The sequence below is a fragment of the Wolbachia endosymbiont of Nilaparvata lugens genome, assembly GCF_007115045.1.
Taxonomy (GTDB): domain Bacteria; phylum Pseudomonadota; class Alphaproteobacteria; order Rickettsiales; family Anaplasmataceae; genus Wolbachia.
This window is the reverse complement of record NZ_MUIY01000002.1, coordinates 25,773-49,822: the sequence shown is the minus strand read 5'-3', so window position 1 is coordinate 49,822 and position 24,050 is coordinate 25,773. Positions and strand designations below refer to the sequence as shown.

Annotated in this window: 13 protein-coding genes and 2 pseudogenes; 4 read left to right on the top strand and 11 right to left on the bottom strand. The window is 34.5% G+C overall.

Annotated features, from left to right (window positions below; all coding sequences use genetic code 11):
* Positions 1-22 precede the first annotated feature (22 nt).
* A complete protein-coding gene (gene tnpC, locus BWZ41_RS05955) occupies positions 23-1,375 on the top strand; it encodes an IS66 family transposase (protein WP_143689736.1) in 1,353 nt (450 codons plus the stop codon).
* 17 nt (positions 1,376-1,392) lie between these two features.
* Here the strand turns inward: tnpC and BWZ41_RS05950 are convergent.
* From BWZ41_RS05950 to icd, 6 genes and pseudogenes are all read right to left on the bottom strand, one after another.
* Positions 1,393-2,520 (bottom strand): annotated as a pseudogene (locus tag BWZ41_RS05950) (alpha/beta hydrolase family protein); the annotation flags it as partial.
* 89 nt (positions 2,521-2,609) lie between these two features.
* Positions 2,610-3,200: a COQ9 family protein gene (locus BWZ41_RS05945; protein WP_017532101.1), complete on the bottom strand. Its 591-nt coding sequence runs from the start codon at positions 3,198-3,200 to the stop codon at positions 2,610-2,612.
* Between the two features lie 18 nt (positions 3,201-3,218).
* A complete protein-coding gene (gene murD / locus BWZ41_RS05940; protein WP_063630667.1) occupies positions 3,219-4,751 on the bottom strand; it encodes a UDP-N-acetylmuramoyl-L-alanine--D-glutamate ligase in 1,533 nt (510 codons plus the stop codon).
* A 709-nt stretch (positions 4,752-5,460) separates the two neighbouring features.
* Positions 5,461-6,099 (bottom strand): endonuclease III, encoded by a 639-nt coding sequence (nth, locus tag BWZ41_RS05935; RefSeq protein WP_143689757.1) that lies wholly within the window; start codon positions 6,097-6,099, stop codon positions 5,461-5,463.
* Between the two features lie 21 nt (positions 6,100-6,120).
* Positions 6,121-7,295 (bottom strand): annotated as a pseudogene (locus tag BWZ41_RS08730) (molecular chaperone DnaJ).
* Positions 7,296-7,377: 82 nt separating this feature from the next.
* A complete protein-coding gene (icd, locus tag BWZ41_RS05925) occupies positions 7,378-8,796 on the bottom strand; it encodes an isocitrate dehydrogenase (RefSeq protein WP_143689756.1) in 1,419 nt (472 codons plus the stop codon).
* A 145-nt stretch (positions 8,797-8,941) separates the two neighbouring features.
* Here icd and BWZ41_RS05920 point away from each other — a divergent pair, with 145 nt between their 5' ends.
* Entirely contained in the window at positions 8,942-9,436 is a 495-nt protein-coding gene (locus tag BWZ41_RS05920; RefSeq protein ID WP_143689755.1) for an RDD family protein, read from the top strand.
* Between the two features lie 78 nt (positions 9,437-9,514).
* On the opposite strand, the gene purD is transcribed toward BWZ41_RS05920, so the two are convergent.
* Together purD and serS are read right to left on the bottom strand one after the other, a co-directional pair.
* Positions 9,515-10,786, bottom strand: coding sequence for a phosphoribosylamine--glycine ligase (gene purD, locus BWZ41_RS05915; RefSeq protein ID WP_143689754.1), 1,272 nt, complete (start codon positions 10,784-10,786; stop codon positions 9,515-9,517).
* A gap of 33 nt (positions 10,787-10,819) precedes the next feature.
* Positions 10,820-12,100 carry a serine--tRNA ligase gene (gene serS, locus BWZ41_RS05910; RefSeq protein ID WP_143689944.1) on the bottom strand — a complete coding sequence of 427 codons (1,281 nt, stop codon included), beginning with the start codon at positions 12,098-12,100 and terminating at the stop codon, positions 10,820-10,822.
* Positions 12,101-12,197: 97 nt separating this feature from the next.
* Between serS and BWZ41_RS07640 the strand changes: the two genes are divergently transcribed.
* On the top strand, positions 12,198-13,523 hold the full coding sequence (locus BWZ41_RS07640; protein WP_241653946.1) for a hypothetical protein: 1,326 nt from the start codon (positions 12,198-12,200) through the stop codon (positions 13,521-13,523).
* A 5-nt stretch (positions 13,524-13,528) separates the two neighbouring features.
* Complete coding sequence (dusB, locus tag BWZ41_RS05900) at positions 13,529-14,479, top strand: tRNA dihydrouridine synthase DusB (RefSeq protein ID WP_143689753.1); 951 nt, start codon at positions 13,529-13,531, stop codon at positions 14,477-14,479.
* Between the two features lie 34 nt (positions 14,480-14,513).
* Here dusB and BWZ41_RS05895 read toward each other — a convergent pair whose 3' ends face one another.
* Genes BWZ41_RS05895 through rplJ form a run of 3 tightly spaced genes read right to left on the bottom strand, consistent with a single transcriptional unit; the run spans position 14,514 to position 24,038 of the window.
* A complete protein-coding gene (locus BWZ41_RS05895; RefSeq protein WP_143689752.1) occupies positions 14,514-23,033 on the bottom strand; it encodes a DNA-directed RNA polymerase subunit beta/beta' in 8,520 nt (2,839 codons plus the stop codon).
* A gap of 58 nt (positions 23,034-23,091) precedes the next feature.
* Positions 23,092-23,493 carry a 50S ribosomal protein L7/L12 gene (gene rplL, locus BWZ41_RS05890; protein ID WP_143689751.1) on the bottom strand — a complete coding sequence of 134 codons (402 nt, stop codon included), beginning with the start codon at positions 23,491-23,493 and terminating at the stop codon, positions 23,092-23,094.
* Between the two features lie 26 nt (positions 23,494-23,519).
* A complete protein-coding gene (rplJ, locus tag BWZ41_RS05885) occupies positions 23,520-24,038 on the bottom strand; it encodes a 50S ribosomal protein L10 (protein ID WP_006014692.1) in 519 nt (172 codons plus the stop codon).
* Positions 24,039-24,050 lie beyond the last annotated feature (12 nt).

Here is a 24,050-nt window from a genome sequence, read left to right as displayed (position 1 = left end):
ATAGTAAAGTAAGGCTAAATTGTTGATCAGTATTGTAGAGTTATGTAAAAACTTAGAGCAGAAAGTAGCAAAGCTTGAAGAAAAAAATAAAATCTTAGAAATAGAGAATGCTGAACTAAGAGAGAGACTCGGCTTAAACTCAAGGAATTCATCTTTACCAAGTTCAAAAGAGCTGTACAAAATAAAAAAAGACACACCAGAAGATAAGTCAGAGAGCGGCAGGAAGATAGGTGGTCAAGTTGGACATAAGGGAAATTGCCGAGCTAAAATGGAAGCAGATGAGGTGGTGAAGGTAGAGTTACCAAATAGATGCGAGTGTGGTGAAGAAATCGCAATATCGGAAAAACCATATGTCTATCAAAAAGTTGATTTACCAGAAATTAAGCCTTACGTAGTTGAGTATCAATTAGAACATGGTCGCTGTCGTAAATGCGGAAAAAGAAGGAGTAGCAAATTACCAGAAGGAGTTACACCGGATACCTTTGGTCCTAGAGTTAAGTCAGTAGTTGCATCACTAAGTGGGTTTTATAAGAATTCAAAGCGAGAAATAGCGAATATTATGAAAGACATCTTTAACATGAGTATAAGTGTTGGTAGTGTGTCCAATAGTGAAGCAAGGGTTTCGTCAAAATGTAAAGAAGCCTATGAACAAATAGAGGAAGAAATAAAAGCAAGCGAAATTTTGCATATTGATGAAACCAGTCACTACAACAAAGGCAAATTGGGATGGTGCTGGATGTTTGCCAACAATAAAGCAAGTCTTATGAAGTTAGCAGATACAAGAGGAATGAAATTTTTAAAGAATAGTGCATTTTGTGATTACAAAAACCTGGTAATTACCGACAGATATGCAGTTTACAACCACTTCAGTGATGAAAAACGACAAATTTGTTGGGCTCACTTATTGAGAAATTTCGAGAGGTTATCTCATAGTTGGAATAGTGAAGTAATGAGACTTGGCCATTGTTTAAAAGACGCAGCTAATGGATTGTTTGTATTAAAAAACGCTTTGTCAGAAAATGAAATTAGTATTTCAAAGTTCACTAAGCAAGCTAAAGAATTACGAAGATACATACAGTACTGCATGATAAAAATATCTTATATACTTGAAGCAAAAGGAGCTTCACGAACGGTAAAGGGTATTATAAAATCCGAGTCAATGATGTGGACATTTTTGGATGACCCAGAGAATATTCCATTAACGAATAACCATGTTGAGCGACAGATACGGCATTATGTTGTCTATCGTAAGAATTCATATTTTGCACAGTCAGAGCGAGGGAATAGATTTCTTGAGCGGATAATTTCGTTGTATCTGACTTGGAAACAAAAGGAATTAAACCCTTTTCAAAACCTGCTAGCTGTTGTTTCTTAAACCACACCTCTGAACGGATACATATTTTTGCTCTTACACTCCGTGTCTTGAGGATCGTGTTCAAGTACTATATTCCATCTAAACCATTCAGATGTGGATGAATCTGGAAGTTTAGCAACGAGTTGTGCTTCCTGTGGAATTACAGTATCGCCTTTCCTGCCAGCAATTAATACAGGGCATTTTGTATTCTCTATAATCTCTCGTGAATTAAATTCCAATCCGCAACGATTAAACCAAAAATTCAAGAATTTTGCAGGAAGCCGTCTCATGAAAAAATTCCCTATCCCATGAGGAAAGTTATTAGTTGCATCCTTAAGTGAGCTATAAGAATTACTATGAATTAATGTTAAATAGATACCTTGTTTTTCAAATCTTTTTAAAACTTCTGCTGCAATTCCTCCTCCAAGAGAGTTAGTATCCAAAATTATATTGTTTGGATGCACACCTTTTACAAGTAACGTGTTTACCATTGCCATTCCAGCTTGAACTAACTTTTCACCGTTTGTTAGAAACTTGTATAATGCTACAATTTTCTTTCTTTCCAAGAGGAACTCTACAATATCTTCTACATCTTTATTTTCTCCTAACTCTTGATCGTGAGCTTCTGCATCCACTTCCTTATCGTCACCTACAAGTTCTTTTTTGTAATTCTTTATCCACTCAGGGTTGACTTCATTTTCCAAAAAGTTTTTCATTCTATATGCAACAAACCTTCTCTTAACAAAGTCAAAAAACATCCATAAGCAAAGTACGACAAAACATATAGCAGCCAAAATTGATAGCACTACTGATGCAAAAGCTAACCCTGTAAGTACCTTTTTTGATTTTTGATTCTGGTATGCCAAGTATAACGATATAATAGAAGTAGTGGATAATATAGCAGAACATAACCATAATGATAATATTATCCTATTGAATTTTCTTTCTTCATCATTCAATTCTTTTTGAAAGAATTCTGGATTAACGATTCTAGAGAAATAAGGATAGTCAAAATAATGCTTAACTAACTTGCTTTCTTGTCCCTTAAGTGGATTTTTACCACGAGCATTAACCTTAATACACCCAAGTACTCCAAAAAAGTTTACCACGTGTTTTGTATTTTCTTCTCGCTTGATATTACCACTGGTGTAATAAATAACTTTCATTTCCTTTTTAATAAACATTAAATATTTGCACATAAAGATAAAAAAAACAAGATAATCTTAGAATATAAATAACCAGTGTGATGGAAAGCTTATAAGAAGTTTCTTATGATTCCTTTTAAGCGAGTTTTGAATTTTTGAAACGTCATGACATTGTTGATACGCCTGTCAAGAAATGAGAGAGTATCCACAAAATCTTCTGAGTAATCATTGATAAAAAAAAGTATCGTACTTAAGTACACTCCAGCTAATATTGCCCTTTTTGTATAATAATTAAAATCTGTTGATTGATCGTAAATACCGTACCAAATTGTGCTCACAGTTTTGTACAAGAGTTTACTAGAAAAGTATGTATTTTGGGGTAATATGGAGAATGATAAAACATTTTTTAAACACTCTCTGTAATTTGGTAACTTAGCGTAGTTTGAAAGGCGTATTTGAATAGCTAACTTTACCCGCTCTCGCACTTTCATATCTTCTAAATTGGAATTTCTTAGTTCAGCTTCCATTGAGCTATTTAAGTTTTCTGCTATGTACTCCAAAGCACTATATATTCCATTTTGAAATTTACAAAAACTATTGGCTAAGTTAAGGTTCGTGCACGCTTTCAATAAGGTTGCATCACTTATTCCTTCAAATGGAATAACCTTAATCAGCTCATCTACTATTAACTTTTGCTCCATACAACATTATACTAAACACTACATGTAATTGTACCTGAGATTTTCAAACATTCTGCAAAATGCTTCACCGCGTTCTTCAAAATTTTTCCACTGATCAAAAGAAGAACATGCAGGAGAAAGTAATATCGCTACTTCTTCTTTGCTATTTATGGCCTCTTCAAAAGCCAGTTTAAATGCGTTTTCTAGATTATAGCACTTCATATAATCTATTTTGTTCTCCATAATGTTTGCAAAAACTTCAGTTGATTCTCCAATAAGAAAAGCTTTTCTAATCTTGGTGAAATGCTTGCTTAATGATTCTATTCCGCCTTTTTTGCTTTTTCCGCCAACAATCCAATATATGTTTTTATAAGATAAAATTGCCTTTTCGGTCGATTCTGCATTGGTTGCTTTGCTATCGTTGATAAAAAGTACATTATGTATTTTGCCAAGAAATTCATTTCTGTGTCTTAGCCCTGGAAAGGATTTGATTTCATTGACAATAGTGCTGCTATCTACTCCAAGTAACTTGCACACAGCGTGTGCAGCTACTATATTTTCTACATTGGATACTAGGTTTACTTTCATATCACTCATTGATAAGTTGTGATTCTCTAGTTTTAGCGAGATATCCTGGATCTCAGCACTCCTTTTGTCATCCAAGTAGCTGACACTGGGATCCAGATAATTTCGATCTATACCAGTAATCTGTTCACTATAATCAAGCAAATTGTTATCTGCCAATGATATTAGATCTCTTGCACTACCCTCTATCATCTGAGTAGTTGGCAATGGTTTTTCTTTTCTGGTCATGCGCTGGAATGACACCAGGGAATATGTTACTGAAATTGGAATTTTGTTCCCAGTGAATTTATTGAATACATCAGCGGTAATTTTGTTATCACATCCTATCACGGCAATCTTGCTACCATTTATCAATTTTAATTTAGTTTCTATGTAGTTATTCATACTTCTATGTCTATCTATGTGGTCTGGTGTGATGTTGAGCAATACAGAAATGTCTACATTAATTTTATTTATTAGCTCCAATTGAAAAGAGGAGAATTCAATTACATAAATTTCTGCGTCTCTTTCTAAATCCAAAATAGGCACACCTAAATTCCCGCCAATAGCTACTTTTTTGCCTGTGGATTTTAATATGTGCCCTATTAATGACGTGGTGGTTGATTTGCCATTTGTTCCGGTGATGCCTACAACCTTCTGGCTTGTAGTTTTAGTTTCAAGAAATAGCTCAATGTCTGATTTTATTTTGCAGTTAAAGTTTCTTGCAAGTTTTACTATCCAATGTGGCTCTGTTGGCACTCCAGGGCTCAAAATTAGTGTGCTTATCTCATGCCAATTATACTCATTGGGATGAATAAAGTTACACTCTTTATATATTATTTTTGCATTTGCTCTTTGCTCTTCATTATCATCCCATGCATATATTTTTGCACTGCTTTTTGTTAGGGCATTAATGACGGACAAACCAGTTTTACCAAGGCCGAAAACCGCAACACTTTGATTTTTGTATTTGTTTAGTTGCACTTCTAGATAACTTATGCGAACCATTTTATAAAGATATAATACAAATTCTAATGACTTCTTCCATAGTTTTTGGCAGCGCTTAACTTTATTGTCACAACCTTAGCCAACAGAAAATTCCTTGACAGACTTCGCCAACTCCCTTACTCTTACAATAAGAGTATTTATTCTTGTTTTTGATCTGCGCAGATTCAATGACAAAATTCAGTAAAAAACTCAGATATTTATTGGCAAATTACATAAAATTATAGCGGCTGCATGTTTTTTAAATTTTTTCTACTTCAGCCAAAACACGCTTGTTAGCACATTATCTATTTACATTATTAAAACTCGCTATACGGGGATTCTTTTGTCTTTTTTAAATTAGTTAAATTTCTTAACATTTGTAACTAAAAGAGCAGCGCGTGACGCACAGCTGTACGAACATTGTGATTTGGGCTAAAAAGAGGGTGTCATGCGAGTAGCCCCTTAGGCGTCATCCCAATGCGTGACACTGGAATTCAGAAATTTTTGAGCACAAAAGAGGCCATCTTATGGTAAGTTTTTGTTGGTAAGAAAGGCTGGATCCCAGTGTCAAGCACTGGGATGACAAGAAGGAGAGTACCCTGATGATATTCCACCATGTCACTCAAGTAGCTGACACTGGAATCTAGAAAAAAAAGAACCAATATCTGGGAACTGTCATCATAAAGGAACCAACTTGGATGATAAAAGTAAGGAATATCGGAGTAGTGTGCTAGACTTTATATCTCTTGCATTCAAACTCACATAAATCATGAATTATGCACGTTTCACACGAAGGTTTTTGTGCTTTGCAAACATATCTACCATGTAAAACTAGCCAATGATGAGCATAAAGTAGGTATTTTTTTGGAACCACATTCAAAAGAGACTGCTCTGTTTTAAATACATCTTTTTCTTTCACAAGCCCAATTCTATTGCTTACTCTAAAAACATGAGTATCAACTGCCAATGTTGAAATACCAAGCCCTGAATTTAAGAACACATTAGCGCTTTTTCTCCCAACCCCTGGTAAAGATACCAAATCATCGAAATTAGTAGGCACTTTGCTATTGTACCGCTCAATCAATATTTTACTGAGCCCGATTATATTTTTTGCTTTGGAATTATATAAACCAATACTGCTTATGCATTTTCTCAGCTCACTTTGCCCAAGATTCAACATCTTTTCTGGCGTATCAGCGATACTAAATAGCTCCTTTGTAATTTTATTAACACTTATATCGGTCGTCCGCGCTGACAGAACTACTGCAATTAATAACGTAAAATGATTGGTATAATTTAGCTCTATTTTTGGCGTAGGATTTGATTGCTTGAATTTTTCAAATATCAATTCTACTTTTTTTGAATCCATGCATAGAGCTAAAAGCTTATACTACACTGTTTGTTGTGTAAATCCAATTTCTTGAGGTTTAAATTGCTGCTCAGTGTTGACATCAGACACATTAGTGTTCACTTCATCAAAATTCCTCTCAGCAAATTCACTTGCCACTTCTGCAAAACACTTTCTAACAAGAGGCATGATAATTGGCATTAACAGTTTTCGTGGATCATACCGTCCTAACAGATCAGTTTCCTTTTGCACTCTATCTTTTGGATCCTCTTCTAGTAAATCTTTTGTGTGCTTGTCGGCATATATTTCACAGCCTTTTGAGAAAACAGAAGCTAACGCTTCAATTAATACTGCCAATAACAATAGTGGACCAAGTATAGCCCCACCAACAGTTAATCCATTAGCAATGAAGTTTGTTGTAAGTAGATAAAAAGAAAAAGTAGCTAAAGGATAGAGCATAAGAAGCTTACTGCTTAGCATGATATAGCTCATTTTACTTGTGAATTCATCAGTGGAAATTTCTGAGTTTTTATACTTCTCCATATAATAATTTACTAATGAACCAATGACTTTATTACAAATGATATTAAATGCTATGATCCACCATGAAAAATAGCAACCTACAGTAACTGTGGTTAATAGACTTAAAGGCAGAAAACTTATTTTTGGGACAAGCAGTAGAAAATTTTTATACCCTATAAATTTCAATGCTAATTGTTTTTTATCCTCATTACTAGATCCTTTTTGTTCCCTAGAGGAGAAATATAAGAGCGTAATTGCTCAGTATCATCATTAGCACAACCCTCATAAAGTTTTTTTTGCAATATAGAATTCAATTTTTCGTAATCCCCACCTATAGCTTCTTCACCAATCCCTAGTGTACTAAATAGCTTCTTCCTATAGTGAAACTCTCTTGCCGTTAAACGTCCATCACTTTCAGCATCAATACTGACTTTAAAACAAGGATTTCCTGATTCCAAAGGCTCAATATATTTTTTTAGTTCTTGATAAGCTTTATAAATTTGATCAAATCTATTTTTATCTCCGCCCTTGTCAGGATGATTTACAAGAATTAATTTCTTATGCTGCTTCTTCAAAATTGCGCTAAGCTCTTCATAATTCTTGTCTACAACTTGCTCAGCTTTTATTTCTAATACTTTAAACAGGTCAGCGTTATCATAAAACTCCTGACTAGTTAACTTAAAATGTTGATTCATTACTGTGCCTCACATAAATATACCATGCTATTATCATACTACATTTTGTATTTTACACAAGCATAAACATGTTTAACTCTCATTAAGAGAAAAAACCCTCTTTCCCATCGTATAAATACAATTTGTCCATTCTCACTACATCAAAATTATGTTCCTCAAATTTGACTAGCAAGTTATTCACATCACTATTTGTAATTTCATTATTTGCAATGAACCTGCAGGTTATTTGGTCACTTAAAAATTTTGAGTTTCCTGGCGAAATCGCTAGCCCTTTTGAGTATATTGCTATAATTTGCAGATTACTTGATTCAAACAACTTCACTATTTGGTCAAAATCAGCCGGCTTACTCCAGGCAAGCGTTATATCGCTACCAACTAGCTTTCTAACTTTGTAGTCCTGTTCGTAGCTATTTTGTATTTCACTTCTTTTGCTATTTGTACTGCTACCGACTGTAAGCTCAGATAATATTGCAGACTTCTTTCCTAGATTATCTATAACAGCCTCTGCAAATTCTTTTGTACCAACTTTCTGTTTACTTTTTTTCTCTTTATATAAATCAGCAGTATGTATTCCATCCTCCAAAGTCTTCAGCCACGCATCATAAATTAGTTTTGCAGTACTCACTTGACCAATATAGACCAACATATGCACTGCAGCATTTAAAAGACCAGAAGGATTAGCTATGTCTTTTCCTGCAATATCAGGAGCAGAACCATGCACTGCTTCGAACATCGCATATTCGTTGCCGATGTTACTACTTCCGGCAAGCCCTATAGAACCTGAGGTTTGTGCGACTATATCTGATAATATGTCGCCATATAGATTCTCGGTTACTATAACATCAAAATTCTCGGGTTCTGTGGCAACACGTGCCATTCCAATATCAACTATATAATGTTCTGTCTTTATATCTTGGTATTCTTTTGCAATACGATCAAACGCTGCATGAAAAGCGCCGTCAGTCATTTTCATTATGTTGTCTTTAGTCAGGCAAGTTACTTTCTTTCTGTTGTGTTTTTTCGCATATTCAAAAGCGTACCTGCATATTTTTTCTGAACCAGATCTAGTAATAATTTTAGTGCATTGGTACGAGTCACCAGTGAGCCTATGCTCTATTCCGGTGTAAACGTCCTCTTCATTTTCACGTATTACTACAATATCAAACTTATCAAATTTATTTTCTATGACAGGATGATATGAAATGCATGGTCTGATATTTGCATACAACCCTAGATTTTTTCTGAGTGCAACGTTCAAGCTTTTGTGGCCTTTACCTTGCGGAGTTGTTGTTGGAGATTTGAGTAATATCTTTGTCCTTTCGATAGATTCCCAACCACTCGGAGAAATTCCATGAGACCATTCCTTACTATAAACACGCTCCCCTATTTCAATAATATCTATTGAGATCTCTGCTTTCGCTTCACGCAATATCGACAGCACCGCTTCCATAATTTCTGGTCCAATACCGTCACCATACGCAACTGTGATTGGTGTTGACATAACTTTCCTAACTATAAATAACTTAATGTTAATTCAAATAATAGAGTGGCACAAGCAGCTAGTATTGCCTGAATTAGAATATTTATGATTATTTAATAACATACTTTTATATTAGTTGGTAATATTGCAAAATGTAGGTGGGGTTATGGATACTGAAACGAATATTAAAGTAAATTATGCGAAAATTACTAAACGCGTTACAGCGTATGTAGTTGACCAAATAATATTTCTAGCCTTTTATTTATTCATTTTGTTCATGTTATCAGGTAAACACTATGCTGACTTTTTTAGCGATTTCTTTTCTGATACCAAGACAGCCCCTTCAGTGCAAAATGAAGTACTAGAAGCATTAATATATATAGTATTAGAAGTATTAATGATAATAAAACTTGGCTGGACTCCAGGAAAATTGTTATGTGGTATATATATAAAAGATGCAAATACACCTAAAAATGTTGCTTTAATGCAAGGAGTAATAAGAAGTACTTTTAAAGTGTTTTTATGGGTACCTTGCTATATTTCTGGTTGGTTTTTTATTTTACCAATTTTTGTTTTAATATTTGCAGTATTTGATCGACGCAAACAAACTTTCTATGATAAAATCGCAAAAACAGTAGTAATAGACTATAAACCTAGTTGATATTTTTCTTTAGTTGTCTTTATTACTGCTTGTAAAGTGATTTTTTTCGTTTCTATATTAGCTACCTGCTAGCTAACGTTAACTACCAATATCATATCTGAAGAACCCCCCTGGCCATTCTAGAGAATTTAACGCTGAGTACACTTTACTTTTAGCTTCTTCCACAGTGTTTCCTTCTCCTACTATATTTAGCACTCTTCCGCCATCGGAAATCCAATTACCACTTTCATCCAACTTAGTACCAGCATGAAAAACTAGCACACCAGGAATGTTTTCAATTTTATCCAATCCTTTAATTACCTCTCCTTTTTGATAATCACCAGGATAGCCTTTACTTGCAACAACTACACAAACTGTAGTTTTGTGATTAAACTCCACCATTTTTGTATTTAACTTGCCTTCTGCAACTGACAACATCAACTTTAGCAAATCACAATTTGGATCAAGTCTAGGTAACATAGATTGTATTTCCGGATCCCCAAACCTAACATTATACTCAAGAAGCTTTGGACTATCTTTGCAAATCATTAAACCAGCAAAGAGTACTCCTTTATAGGATGTTCCCATGTTAGTCAGTGCTTGAATTGTAGGATATATTATTTTTTGGATAATTTTTTGCTCCATCTCCTTACTTATAATCGAAGGTGATGAGTATGACCCCATGCCTCCAGTATTTTGTCCCTCGTTATTTTCACCAACTCTCTTGTAATCTTTTGCACACCCAAGGGTTACTACCTTCAACCCATCAATAAGAGCAAAAAAACTTACTTCCTCTCCAATTAAAAACTCTTCTATGATTATTTCTTCACCTGACTCACCAAGATTTTTCTCCACTAGCATTGAATCTATTGCTGAAAAAGCCTCATTTTCTGTGTGGCATATTATGACACCTTTCCCTGCTGCAATTCCATTTGCTTTAATTACAAGCGGCAATTTTATTTTATTACTACGGACAAAATTTTTCGCTAACCTTTCATCAATAAAACGTTCATACTTGGCGGTCGGTATACCATATTGTTTACATAGTTCCTTCGTAAAAGACTTTGATGCCTCAAGTTTTGCAGCTGCTTGACTTGGAGCAAAAACGTTTATCCCCTCCGCAGTTAAATCATCAGCAAGTCCATTAATTATTGGTTGCTCTGGACCAATAATTACTAGCTCTATATTTTCTTTCTTGCAAAATTGTGTAACATCCACTGAATCTTGAATATTTATATTCACAAGAACTCCAAAATTCTCCATGGCCGGGCGACCAGGAGTAACATATAACTTAGTCAAGATAGGAGACTTCTTTAGAGCCCAAAGTAAAGCATGCTCACGCCCACCAGAACCTATAACCAAAACCTTCATCTTTATTTCCTCGCTTTTCTATATATGTCAAAATTATTGTTTGCTTATAACAGTATCATTACTCATGTATCTTTGCAACACGTTTGGTATTGTAACTGACCCATCGGAATTTTGATAATTCTCCATTATGGCAACAATTGTTCTTCCTATGGCTAAAGCTGAGCCGTTTAAAGTGTGAACGTATTTTTTTGTTTTTCTGTCATTTTCTAAGAAGTATTTAGTGTTCATTCTTCTTGCCTGGAACGTACCGCAATTTGAGCAGCTTGATATTTCTCTATATTTATTTTGCTCAGGTAACCATACCTCTATGTCATAAGTCTTTTGTGCAGCAAAACCCATATCGCCACTGCAAAGTAGCATTACTCTGTACGGTAATTCTAGTTTTTTTAATATCTCTTCGGCAACACTAGTCATACGTTCAAGCTCGTCTTTTGACTGGTCTTCAGTTGTGATGCTTACCAACTCCACTTTACCAAATTGGTGTTGCCTTATCATACCTCTTGTATCTCGTCCTGCACTGCCAGCTTCTTTACGAAAACATTCTGAATATGCAGTAAAACGAATAGGCAGTTCTTTTTCTTCTATTATTTTGTCAGCAACTAAATTTGTTAAAACTACTTCACTTGTGGGAATTAATCTTAATTTATCGGTAGTTAAATATGAGTCATCAGAAAATTTTGGTAGCTGACCAACGTTATACATCGCCTCGTTTTTCACCAGGGCTGGGTGATACACCTCAGTATAGGCAAATTCATTAACATGTGTTTCCAGCATAAAATTTATTAATGCTCGTCCAAGCTTAGCTAACTGTCCTTTTAGTATTGTAAACCTTGATCCAGAAATTTTTGCTGCTTGTTCAAAATCCATCAAGCCTAACCTTTCTCCGAGTTCATAATGAAATTTTGGTGTAAAATCAAATTTTCTTCTCTTTCCATATTTTCTGATTTCTACGTTGGAGCTCTCATCTTCACCTGTTGGTACATTTTGTGCAGAAATATTTGGTAAGTTAGATAAAATATCCACTAACTTATTTTTTTCTGTTTGCTCCTTGAGGCTGATTGTCTCTATCTCACTTGTGATGCTTTTTGATAACTTTACTTGTTCTTCACATGGGCTTTTGTTCATTTTAAGCCTCTTTATTTCTTCCGTGACCTCGTTTCGTCGCTTATTTAAAGCTTGCAATTTAGTAGTCAGTGATCTTTTTTTATGGTCAATCTCTAATATTTCTTCTGTAGTAAATTCTTTCACCCCTCTGCTTTTTATTGCTTTTTCAAATCCTTTAGGGTTTTTGCGTATATGTTCTATATCATGCATATGTTGTGCTATTACTAACATCATTACTCTACTTCAAAAGCTTTGAATGCTCAATATTTTTACATATAAATGCTAATATTGATTTTACCTTCATAATTTGCTAGAATTAATAAACGTAAAATATAATATGTTAGCCATCATAGAAAGATACAATAAATCTAAAGAGAGTACTCACTTCACCAAACTTAAAGCTGGTGGAAGATTTGCCATTTATGCGCTTGGTATATACTTGGCAGCTACAGTTACTATTGGCTGTTTGGGATTAATAATAGGATCTACCTTCTTAACTTTACCACTTGCTATGCTAATTTTTCATCCTATAGCTTGGATTTTAATGGGAATAGTGCTTACAGTGACATACAAAATGGTCGTTGAGCCTTTATTTCACTTGGCAAAGAGTTACATCAATGAAAAAGTAGCTGTAAAGGAAGAAAAGAGTCCAAAAGAGCAAAAATTCACAAGAAGTAAATCACTGGATAGTGGACTAGATACCATATCAGGAAAAACAGATGATTCAGATGATAAAAGACGTAGAAATTCTTACTCTCCATCTATAGATAGTGGTGTGAGTGTGGGCTCAATAGAAAGTGAGCAACCTAAGCAAACAAAAATTGTTCGATATAGTACTGCAGGTGATGGCAATTGCTTTTTCCATGCAGTGTTTGGTGTCAACAGCTCTGGTACATATAAAGCTGAAAGAGCACAAGATATGAGAATTGAATGGCACAAATTTTTAAGTCAATTTAACTCTTTGAGTGATCCAAAGATGCCTGAGTTATTGAAAGAACAGATGCAGAAAGTTTTTGGTGCATTCTTAGAAAATCCAAATCATTTGATTGGTAGGTCTGATTCAATAAAAGATTTGGCTCAGCATACAAACAGACGAATAGAGAAGATTGAAAAAAAGACTAATAAATTAATAAAAAAGTTATGTTGTCTTACTACATTAGAAAAAAATGAAGTTATAGGTGATTTAAGAAATATTAGTGTTAGTAACCTCAATATTAGTGAGAAAAAATATGATAGAAATTACAATAGTGATACTGCAGCAAATTCTTTTCTCAATGGCAAATCCATTTATAGATCTTATCTAGAGGCAATTAGCAGTCAAAGTTACTATATTTTCATAGAAGAAATTCCTATCTTAGCTTCGCTGGCTAATATTGAAATTGACGTCTACTATAAAAATAATGGTAATGATGTAAATACATTGTTTAAGCAAAATGCAGGAATGATAAATGAAGGTTATCAGCGGAACAACGAACTATGGAGAAATAAAAAACAAGAAACTATACACTTAATACCTGGTCATTACGAGAGAGCTGAGGTAGTAGAAGTAGAGCCTTCTCTTATGGAAAAAGTAAGTTCGGCTATACAAGGTGCCGTAACAGTATGCGTAAATGCGCTAGGTTTGAACACATAGAATATATGTCTCTCCAAGTAGGAAATCTAACTATTGATTATCCAGTTATTTTAGCGCCAATGTCTGGAGTGACTGACTATCCATTTAGGAGTATTGTAAAGAAACTTGGTGCAAGTTTGCTAGTCTCAGAAATGATTGCAAGCAGAGCTATGATCATGCAAACTCGCCAGAGCATGCAAAAAGCAAAAGTCGATGAACTAACCGCTGTACAACTTGCTGGTTGTGAGCCTGATGTTATGGCGGAAGCTGCAAAGTTAAATGAGGGCATGGGTGCAAAAATCATAGATATAAATTTTGGTTGTCCAGTTAAAAAAGTTGTAAACGGTTACGCAGGGTCAGCACTTATGCGTGATGAAAAAAAGGCTGCTGAGATAATAGAAGCTGTAGTCAAGGCAGTGAGTGTGCCAGTTACAGTAAAAATGCGTACTGGATGGAATGACGAAAATCGCAATGCTCCGCGCTTGGCAAAAATTGCAGAAGATTTGGGAGCAAAGATGATTACTGTACATGGAAGGACAAGGGCACAGCTTTATAATGGTCAAGCAGATTGGAAATTCGTTAGAAATGTTAAAGAGCAGGTAAAAATTCCAGTTATAGTAAATGGGGATATTAAGAGCTTGGATGATGTTCAAAGTGCACTTAAAGAATCTGGGGCAGATGGAGTAATGATAGGTCGCGGTGCTTACGGCAAACCTTGGCTGATTAATCAAGCAATAAACTTTTTGAGTGGAAATAAAGTTTCTGAGCCAACAGCTTCAGAGAGATTAAGCATAATACTCAATCATTATGACAGTATTCTTGAGTACTATGGAAGCGACATAGGAATAAAGATGGCCCGCAAACATATAGGATGGTACAGTAGCGGGCTTCAAAACTCATCTGAATTTCGTGTAAGAGTAAATAATATAATAGACAGCACAGAGGTGAAAGAAAATATAATTGATTTTTTTAGTTAAAAACAGATTAAACATACTACCTCATTAGCTATATTCAACTTGACTGATCATAGTGCGATGCCACCACACTCTCTTCTTCATCAGAATGTAATTGATAACTATTATCACTCAGCAATTTTTCGTCATAAGTCTCAATATCAAAATATTTTTCATATTTATCTATATTTTCACAAAGCGAAAGTGCTTTCACCTTATTCATAACTAAACCCGTACCAGCAGGAATTAATCTTCCTACTATAACATTTTCTTTTAACCCATTCAAAGGATCACTCTTTCCACAAAATGCTGCTTCCGTAAGTACTTTTGTTGTTTCTTGGAAAGAGGCAGCAGAAATAAAGGAATTAGTTTCAAGGCTTGCTCTAGTAATTCCCTGCAGAATAGGAAGATAATGAGCAGGTCGTTTTCCAGAGTTATTCATAGCATCATTTTCTCTATCAATTTCCAGCCTGTCGATATTTTCTCCAATTAAGTACATAGTATCACCAGGATCGGTAATTTCTACTTTTTGTAGCATTTGCTTTAAGATCACTTCTAAATGCTTGTTATCTATGCGCACACCTTGCAATCTATAAACTTGCTGTATTTCAGAAATCACATAGTGTGCTAACGCTTCTAACCCAAGCACACGTAAAATATCATGAAGATCAGGATCGCCATCCATCAATAAACCACCTTTACGCACAAAATCACCTTCATTGACTATTACATGCTTACTTCTTGATACTAAATACTCAACTGGAGAAGCTTGCTCATCTACAGGTTTAATTACTATACTACGTTTTCCTCTACGATCTTTTTCAGAGAACGTTACATAACCGTCTATTTCGCTAACGATAGCATGCTCTTTAGGACGACGTGCTTCAAATAACTCTATCACCCTTGGTAAACCACCAGTAATATCACGAGTTTTAACTGACTCTCTTGGCGTTCTTGTGATAACATCACCTGCATGAACTTTTTGGCCATCCTGTACATTAAGCACTGCACCAACTGGTATAAAGTAACATGCTTCCACACCACTTGCAAGCGTTATTACTTTTTCATTATCATCAAGCAGTGCAATACGAGGACGTAAATTAGCTACACCAGAGTGCAATTTCCAATCTTTTACTACTCTATTTGATATTCCTGTAGATTCATCCATCACTTCAGTGATCGAAATTCCATCTTTTAAATCCTGGTAAGATATTGTACCACTCTTTTCCGTAATAATAGGTAGTGTATACGGATCCCATTCTGCAACTTTATCACCAATTTTTACTAACTCACCTTCATTTACATAAAGTTTAGCACCATAAGGCACACTGTGCTTCAATTTTTCACTACCAAGGCTATCAATTAAGATGACTTCACAGGAACGGCTTATAACAACTTTATTTCCGTTTTTATCTATAATTATATTACTGTTGTTTAATTTTATTCTAGCGTTAATAGAAGCTATAATATTTGAGGATTCAATACCTCTAGTCATTACTCCACCTATATGGAAAGTACGCATCGTTAACTGAGTACCTGGCTCTCCAACAGATTGAGCAGCGATAACACCAACTGCTTCACCTATTGAAACAATTTTACCAGTTGCAAGGTCTCTTCCATAACACAAAGAACACACACCATGACTTATTTCACAAGTTAAAGGCGATCTAATTTTTATAGCATCAAGACCTGCAATGTTGATTTGCTTTACTTTATCTTCATCAATTAATTCCCCTGCTTTTAATAATAACTCTTTGGTTACTGGGTTATATATATCATTTGCAGATGTTCTACCCAGTACAACACTCTCTAGAGATGCAACTATAGTACTCCCTTCAACTATAGCTCTTACAATAAGGCCATTTTTCGTTTTACAGTCATGTTTTATAACTATGCAATTTTGAGATACATCAACCAAGCGACGAGTTAAGTATCCAGAGTTTGCAGTTTTAAGTGCAGTATCAGCTAAACCTTTACGCGCTCCGTGAGTAGAATTAAAGTATTCAAATACATTCAATCCCTCGCGAAAATTAGAAATTATAGGTGTTTCTATAATTTCACCAGAAGGTTTGGTCATTAACCCTCGCATTCCTGCTAACTGCTTCATCTGGGAAGTAGAACCTCTTGCACCGGAGCTAACCATCATATATATTGAATTGTACTTACTATTTTCATCATACACAGATATCGCTTTTAACATATCATTCGCTATTATATCTGTGCACTTAGACCACTCATCTATAACTTTATTATACCTTTCACTTTTAGTGATTAGCCCGTCTTGATACTGTGCAGAGAATTTCTTAATTTCACCCCTTGTATAGTTAACGTGTGTAGCTTTAGTTTCAGGTATGACCATATCGCAACGACTAAAAGAAGTACCAGAAAATGTAGCATACTCAAAGCCAAGTGTCATCAATTTATCAGAAAATATCACTGTAGCACTTTGACCGCAGCTACGATATACTAAATCAACTATGCTAGTTATTTCCTTAACTGTTAATACCTGATTTATTAAATCGAAGCTTAGATTCTCATGTTTAGGAAAAATCTGCCATAATATTAAACGTCCAGGAGTTGTACAAATAGTTTTATACTGAATGTTTCCATCGCTATTGATGTATTCCATTTTGTACTTTATATGAGAATGAATATGTAGAGTGCCGTTGTTTAAGGAATGCTCAACTTCACAAAAAGCACAAAAAAGTAGTAAATCATCCTCCTTCAGTTGCTGTAAAGTTAGGTAGTATATACCAAGCACTATATCTTTACTAGGAACTATAATCGGTCTTCCATTAGAAGGACTTAAAACGTTATTAATTGACATCATCAACACTCTAGCTTCAAGTTGAGCTTCCAATGAAATTGGCACATGTACTGCCATTTGATCACCATCAAAGTCAGCGTTAAATGCTGTACAAACAAGTGGATGAAGCTGTATTGCTTTACCTTCAATAAGGACTGGCTCAAAAGCCTGAATACCAAGCCTGTGTAGCGTAGGCGCTCTATTTAGCAAAACAGGATGCTCTTTTATTACTGCTTCAAGCATATCCCAGACTTCTGGCTTTTCTGCTCTTATTAACTTGCTAGCATATTTTATAGTTGGAGCCATTCCATATATTTTAAGTCTTGAGTAAACAAAAGGTTTGAATAACTCAAGAGCCATTCTTTTCGGTAATCCACACTGATTTAGTTTCAAAGTTGGACCAACAACTATTACAGAACGTCCAGAGTAGTCTACCCTTTTTCCTAAAAGATTCTGACGGAAACGACCTTGCTTTCCTTTCAGCATATCGCTAATAGATTTTTTATATCCAGTAGCGCCAGCTTTATTTACCAGAGCATTACGACGACTATTATCAAAAAGAGAATCAACTGCCTCTTGTAACATTCTTTTCTCATTACGAATCATAATCTCAGGAGGATTTAAACTTAATAATTTTCTCAATCTATTATTCCTATTAATAATAGTTCTATAATGATGATTTAAATCAGAAACTGCAGGTCGACCACTTTCAAGCGATACCAAGGGACGCAAATCAGGTGGTAAAATAGGTATAGCTGTAAGTATCATCCACTCAGGTCTGTTTCCAGACTTGATAAAATTTTCAACAATACGTAATCTCTTTATAATTTTCTTTCTTCTTATTTCAGAAGCAACAGATTCTAACTCCTGTCTTAAATTCTTCCTAATTTCATGTAAATCAAGGCGTGTTAGCAATTCTCTTATAGCTTCAACACCTTGCATAGCTATAAAGCTATCGACCCCATAGCTATCTTTAGCTTCATTATAAGCTTTCTCACTAATAATTTCACCTTTTTCAAAAGAGGAAACAAGAGGATCTATTACAACATAATTATCACTATATAGAATACTTTCGATATCTCTAAGAGACATATCTAATAATGCTCCAATTCTTGAAGGAAGTGACTTCAAAAACCATATATGAGCAACAGGAGATGCAAGCTCTATATGACCCATTCTTTCTCTTCTTACTTTAGAAGATGTAACTTCTACTCCACATTTTTCGCATATACGGCCCCTATGTCTTCTTTTTTTGTACTTTCCACATAAACATTCATCATCATTGACAGGACCAAAAATTTTAGGACAAAATAATCCACCTTTCTCAACTTTGAATGTACGGTAGTTTGCAGTTGAAACATCTGTTATCTCTCCATAAGACATACGTTTAATACTTTCAGGGCTAGCAATGGAAATGCTAACCTCATTAAAAGATTGTGCGATATTAGTGTGAGATATATCTTCAATTACTATGTCATTTTGCTTCAAATCCACATTAAAACACAAGGAACGCAACTCTTTTATCATGACATTAAAGGATTCAGGAATTCCACATTCAAAGTTACTGTCACCTTTTATTACCGATTCATAAATCTTAACCCTGCCATTAATGTCATCAGACTTCACAGTTAACATTTCCTGCAAAGTGTAAGCAGCACCGTAGGCTTGCAATGCCCAACATTCCATTTCACCAAAACGCTGACCACCAAAATGAGACTTTCCTCCAAGAGGTTGTTGAGTAACCAAACTATAAGGTCCTACTGAACGCGCATGAATTTTACCATCTACTAAGTGATGCAACTTAAGCATGTACATGTAACCAACTGTAACTTTGCGATCAAACTTCTCACCCGAACAACCATCATATAATACAACTTGCCCAGAGTTATCCAATCCAGCAAGTTCAAATAGCTTTACTATTTGTTCATCTTTTGGACCTTCAAATACAGGTGCAGTAACAGGAATGCCATCACGCAACTTATACGCAAATTCAATGAGGTGATTATCATTAATATCGCGAATGTTATTACAAATAGATAAATTACTGCCACAACTATAAACCTCAATCAGGAAGTGACGTAAACTACTGTGTGCATCTTTACAAGAGTTGAAATAATTCTCTACTAATGTAGTCAATTCATTATTTAATTCATCCTTATTAGGCGTATCTAAAATAGAAGCCATTATTTCATCATCATTAATATCCTCAAATTTTTTATTATCAAGATATAATGCTGCAAATTTTTCAAAATCATCATCACTGAGAGATCTAATTGCCTCACAAAAAGCACGTTTGATTTTATTGATCTCATCAAGAATATTGCCTACTTTTTCTCCTAATTTTTTACAAGCCCAACCTACATGCGTTTCCAATATTTGACCTACATTCATTCGCGAAGGAACGCCAAGAGGGTTAAGAATAATATCAACAGGAGTACCATCTTCTAAATAAGGCATATCTTCTACTGGAACAACTCGAGAAATCACACCTTTATTTCCATGTCTACCAGCCATTTTATCCCCTGGCTGCAAACTATGTTTTACAGCAATAAAAACTTTTACTGACATCGACACACCTTGAGGCAGATCATAACCTTCATGCAATTTTTCTACTTTTCGCTTAAAGTTTGTTATTGCATGTGATACTTTTTCATCAAAATCTTTTTTTAAGCTCTCAACTTGCTTAGAAATAGATTGGTTTTTCAATCCTATATCCCACCATCTCTCACGTTCAATAAAATTAATACTTTCTCGATCTTGAGAGCCAGAATTAATAAGAATTTTTCTTAATTCATCATAGAAATATTGATTAATAACATTGATTATATGGTCTCGTTCTTTCTCAAAGTCGTTTGCCTCTTTTTGCTTAATAAGAAACGCCCTTTCGTTTTCTTCTTCCCCTCTGCGTGTAAAGACCTGCACATCAATCACTATCCCTTCAATATCTGGAGATGTATATAAAGAGGAATCCACACAATCGAATGACTTTTCACCAAAAATTGTCATTAACAATTTTGTCTCAGGAGGCAATGAAAGAGAATGCTTAGGTGTAACTTTCCCCACCAAAATATAACCTGGACCAACTCTTGTACCAACCTTTACTATACCACTATCATCCAAGTGATAAAGATTTTCTTCATTAACACCGGGTATGGCACGAGTTATTTTTTCCGACCCTAAAGGAGTGTCATGTACAACACATTCAAATTCTTCTATATGAATAGAAGTAAATAGATCTTTTTTAACAACTTCACTAGAAATAATGATTGAGTCTTCAAAATTATAACCTTGCCAAGACATAAAAGCGACTAGCAAGTTTTGGCCAAGTGCCAATTCACCGTTATTAATAGCAGGACCATCAGCTATCACATCACCTTCCTTAACACAATCACCTACATGCACCAGTGGTTTCTGGTTAATACAAGTATTATGGTTAGAACGCTGAAATTTTCTTAGATGATAAATATCTACATCCAAGTAGTTAATTCCTCCTTTGTCAAAAGCACGTATAACTATAGAGTTACTATCTGAGCTGTCAACTATGCCACCACGTTTTGCTAAAACTACAGCACCAGAGCCAGAAGCTACGAAAGACTCCATGCCAGTAGCAACCAAAGGAGCAGTAGGCTTCAATAAAGGTACAGCTTGACGCTGCATATTTGAACCCATTAATGCTCTATTAGCATCATCATTTTCTAAAAATGGAATTAAAGAAGCAGCAACCGATATTACCTGCTTAGGAGATAAATCAATGTAACTTACTTGATTACTATTTACCATTACAAAGGTACCAGCATACCTACAGTATAACATATCATCAACAAAGCAGTTGTTCTCATCAAGCTTTGCGCTGGTATCGGCTATATAATATAAACCTTCATCTATAGCAGACAGATACTCAATTTGATCAGTAACAACCTTATTAACTACTTTCCTATAAGGACTTTCAATGAACCCATATTTATTAATACGAGCGTATATAGCTAAGCTGTTAATTAAGCCTATATTCTGCCCCTCAGGAGTTTCAATAGGGCAAATTCTTCCGTAATGAGTTGGATGAACATCACGCACTTCAAATCCCGCCCTCTCTCTTGTTAAACCACCAGGACCTAACGCTGACAACCTTCTTTTATGTGTTATTTCAGATAATGGATTAGTCTGATCCATAAATTGAGATAATTGGGAAGAGTTGAAAAAATCTCTTAAGACATTGGTTAACACTTTTGGATTTATAAAATCAGATGGAGAGACTTTATCTAAACTAGAAGTAGACATAGAATCAACTACTGCCCGTCCCAATTTTAATAATCCAGTTCTAAATTGATTTTCTATAAACTCTCCAACTGAACGGACTCTTCTATTTGCTAAATGATCAATATCATCTACAGATCCTTGACCATCACGTAACAATACTATTTTTCTTATAATTTCAATAATGTCTTCATGTGTTAAAGTAGTTAAATTTTCCTCATAATTTAACCCAAGGCAAGAGTTAAGTTTCAATCTACCAATGTTAGACAAATCATAATATTCCGGACTGAAGAAAAGATTACGAAAAAACTCCTCTACTATCTTTAAAACAGGAACTTCACCTGGACGCAAAACCTTATATATTTCATATAGAGCGTTCTCATAAGACATGTTTTCATCTAAGAAAAGTGTGTTTAATATGTAAGGTCCAACAGAAACATTATCTATGTTCAACACTGATATTTTATCTATAGATAATAATTCAAGCTTTTTTATATCCTCTAATTTTATAGATTCACCAGCAGATAAGATTTTTGTAGAACTAGCACTATCTATTAAATCTTCTGCAAGAAATAAACCACATATAGAATCATAAGGAATTAGATACTCTTTCAACCCGTTATCATATAGATTTTTAGCTAATTTTGAAGTAATACGAACATTAGCTTTAAGTAACACATTACCTTCAACATTCTTTAAATCAAAAGGAAGCCTCACTCCCTTGAATTTATCAGGGAAAAAAGGTACTTTCCAGCCACTTTTATGTTTTATATACTCTATTTTTTCATAAAATTTATTAAGTATGTCATTATTTGATAAGCCTAAAGCCTTTAATAAAACTGATATTGGCAACTTTCTCTTTCTATCAATACGAAAATACAAATGATCTTTAACATCAAACTCAATATCAAGCCAAGAACCTCTATAAGGAATAACTCTAGCAGAATAGATCAATTTGCCAGAATTGTAAGTTTTTCCCTTATCACTATCAAAAAACACTCCAGGAGATCTATGCATTTGTGAAACGATAACTTTCTCTACGCCATTGATGATGAAAGTACCTTTATCAGTCATCATAGGCAGTTCACAAAAGCGAACCTCCTGCTCTTCAGCAGATTTTATAACAGTTGCAAGCTTAGAATGATCATCATATTCTTTAATCTCTTGATATTTTTCAAGAGAAACACCATCCTGCATAATAACAAGACGTATAGAAGCAATAACCTGAGCAGAAAAAGTTATACCACGTTTTATACATTCAGATTCACTATACTTAAGATCATCTACCCTACAATTCAAAAATTCGATAGTAGCCCTATGCAAAGGATCAGATATTGGAAAAATTGTATGAAAGATAGCTTCAAGTCTTTCATTACTCTCATTATTAGGAGTAAAGGAATTATATGACCCCTTTTGGACTTTAACCAAATCCAACAAAGAATCTTTTAAATCAATCGACCTGGAATAAGAAACTCTAGGAACAAAAGCACTAGAAGCACACATATAAGAAGAATCAACCATTAAAATACCTTCACTAATTAAAAGAGCTATATCAACATAAAATTAATATACTAACATTTTATTCAAGCTCAACTTTAGTTGCTCCTGCTTCAATAAGTTTTTGCTTTATTTTTTCTGCTTCGTCTTTAGAAACATTAGCAGTCAAATCTTTGGGTAAAGATTCAACTAATTCTTTCGCTTCTTTTAAATTCAATGTAGAATTAACTTCTCTAATAGCTTTAATCACTCCTATTTTTTTGCTTGCATCAATCTCTTTGATTACAACTTTATATTCAGCTTTTTCTTGAGCAACAGGAGCAGTAGCATTATCACTAATAGGCAACCCAGCACCAACAGCTCCACCAAGAAAAGAACCACTAGGCAACCCTATTTTTTCTTCTAGAACCTTTACAAGTTCAGAAGCCTCTAATAGATTTAAAGATAATATTTTATCAACCAAATCACTTGTTACATTATTCATACTTACCACCTTATTTAACAACAAATTTATTTTTTAGAACTACAGTAATCCAAAACTCTCATAAGCCTCATAGAAGATGAATTAATAGACAATGCTAACCTAGCAGGAATATCATAAGATATTAAACGCATAATTTTAACACGCAATTCATCCAAAGAGGGAAGCTTAGCCAATTTGTTAACATCTTCCACTGTTAACAATTCATTTATATGAGCCGCACAAATCACAGACATTTTTTCTTTGTTAGCATTAATAAAATCAACTATTAACTTTGCAGCTTCTACTATAGCGCTAGAGTATATAATAGCAACAGAACCAGAAAATTTATCTGATAAATAAGAAAATTTACCAGTCCTTTCCAAAGCCAAGCAAGCTAGAGTATTTTTAACTACTAACATCCCACCCATTACAGATTTTAGACTATTCCTAAGAATTAATGAATTGCTAACATTCATAGACTTGAAATTTACCAATATTAAGAAATCATTATTTACAAACACATTCATTATGTTTTGTATAAATTCATCCTTATCTTTACGCTTCACAACTTTGCTCCC

Excerpts from the sequence above, each read along its gene's own strand:
- BWZ41_RS05945 (WP_017532101.1), bottom strand. The coding sequence starts at position 3,200 with ATGGAGCAAAAGTTAATAGTAGATGAGCTGATTAAGGTTATTCCATTT.
- murD (WP_063630667.1), bottom strand. The coding sequence starts at position 4,751 with ATGGTTCGCATAAGTTATCTAGAAGTGCAACTAAACAAATACAAAAAT.
- nth (WP_143689757.1), bottom strand. The coding sequence starts at position 6,099 with ATGGATTCAAAAAAAGTAGAATTGATATTTGAAAAATTCAAGCAATCA.
- icd (WP_143689756.1), bottom strand. The coding sequence starts at position 8,796 with ATGTCAACACCAATCACAGTTGCGTATGGTGACGGTATTGGACCAGAA.
- BWZ41_RS05920 (WP_143689755.1), top strand. The coding sequence starts at position 8,942 with ATGGATACTGAAACGAATATTAAAGTAAATTATGCGAAAATTACTAAA.
- purD (WP_143689754.1), bottom strand. The coding sequence starts at position 10,786 with ATGAAGGTTTTGGTTATAGGTTCTGGTGGGCGTGAGCATGCTTTACTT.
- serS (WP_143689944.1), bottom strand. The coding sequence starts at position 12,100 with ATGCATGATATAGAACATATACGCAAAAACCCTAAAGGATTTGAAAAA.
- dusB (WP_143689753.1), top strand. The coding sequence starts at position 13,529 with ATGTCTCTCCAAGTAGGAAATCTAACTATTGATTATCCAGTTATTTTA.
- BWZ41_RS05895 (WP_143689752.1), bottom strand. The coding sequence starts at position 23,033 with ATGGTTGATTCTTCTTATATGTGTGCTTCTAGTGCTTTTGTTCCTAGA.
- rplL (WP_143689751.1), bottom strand. The coding sequence starts at position 23,493 with ATGAATAATGTAACAAGTGATTTGGTTGATAAAATATTATCTTTAAAT.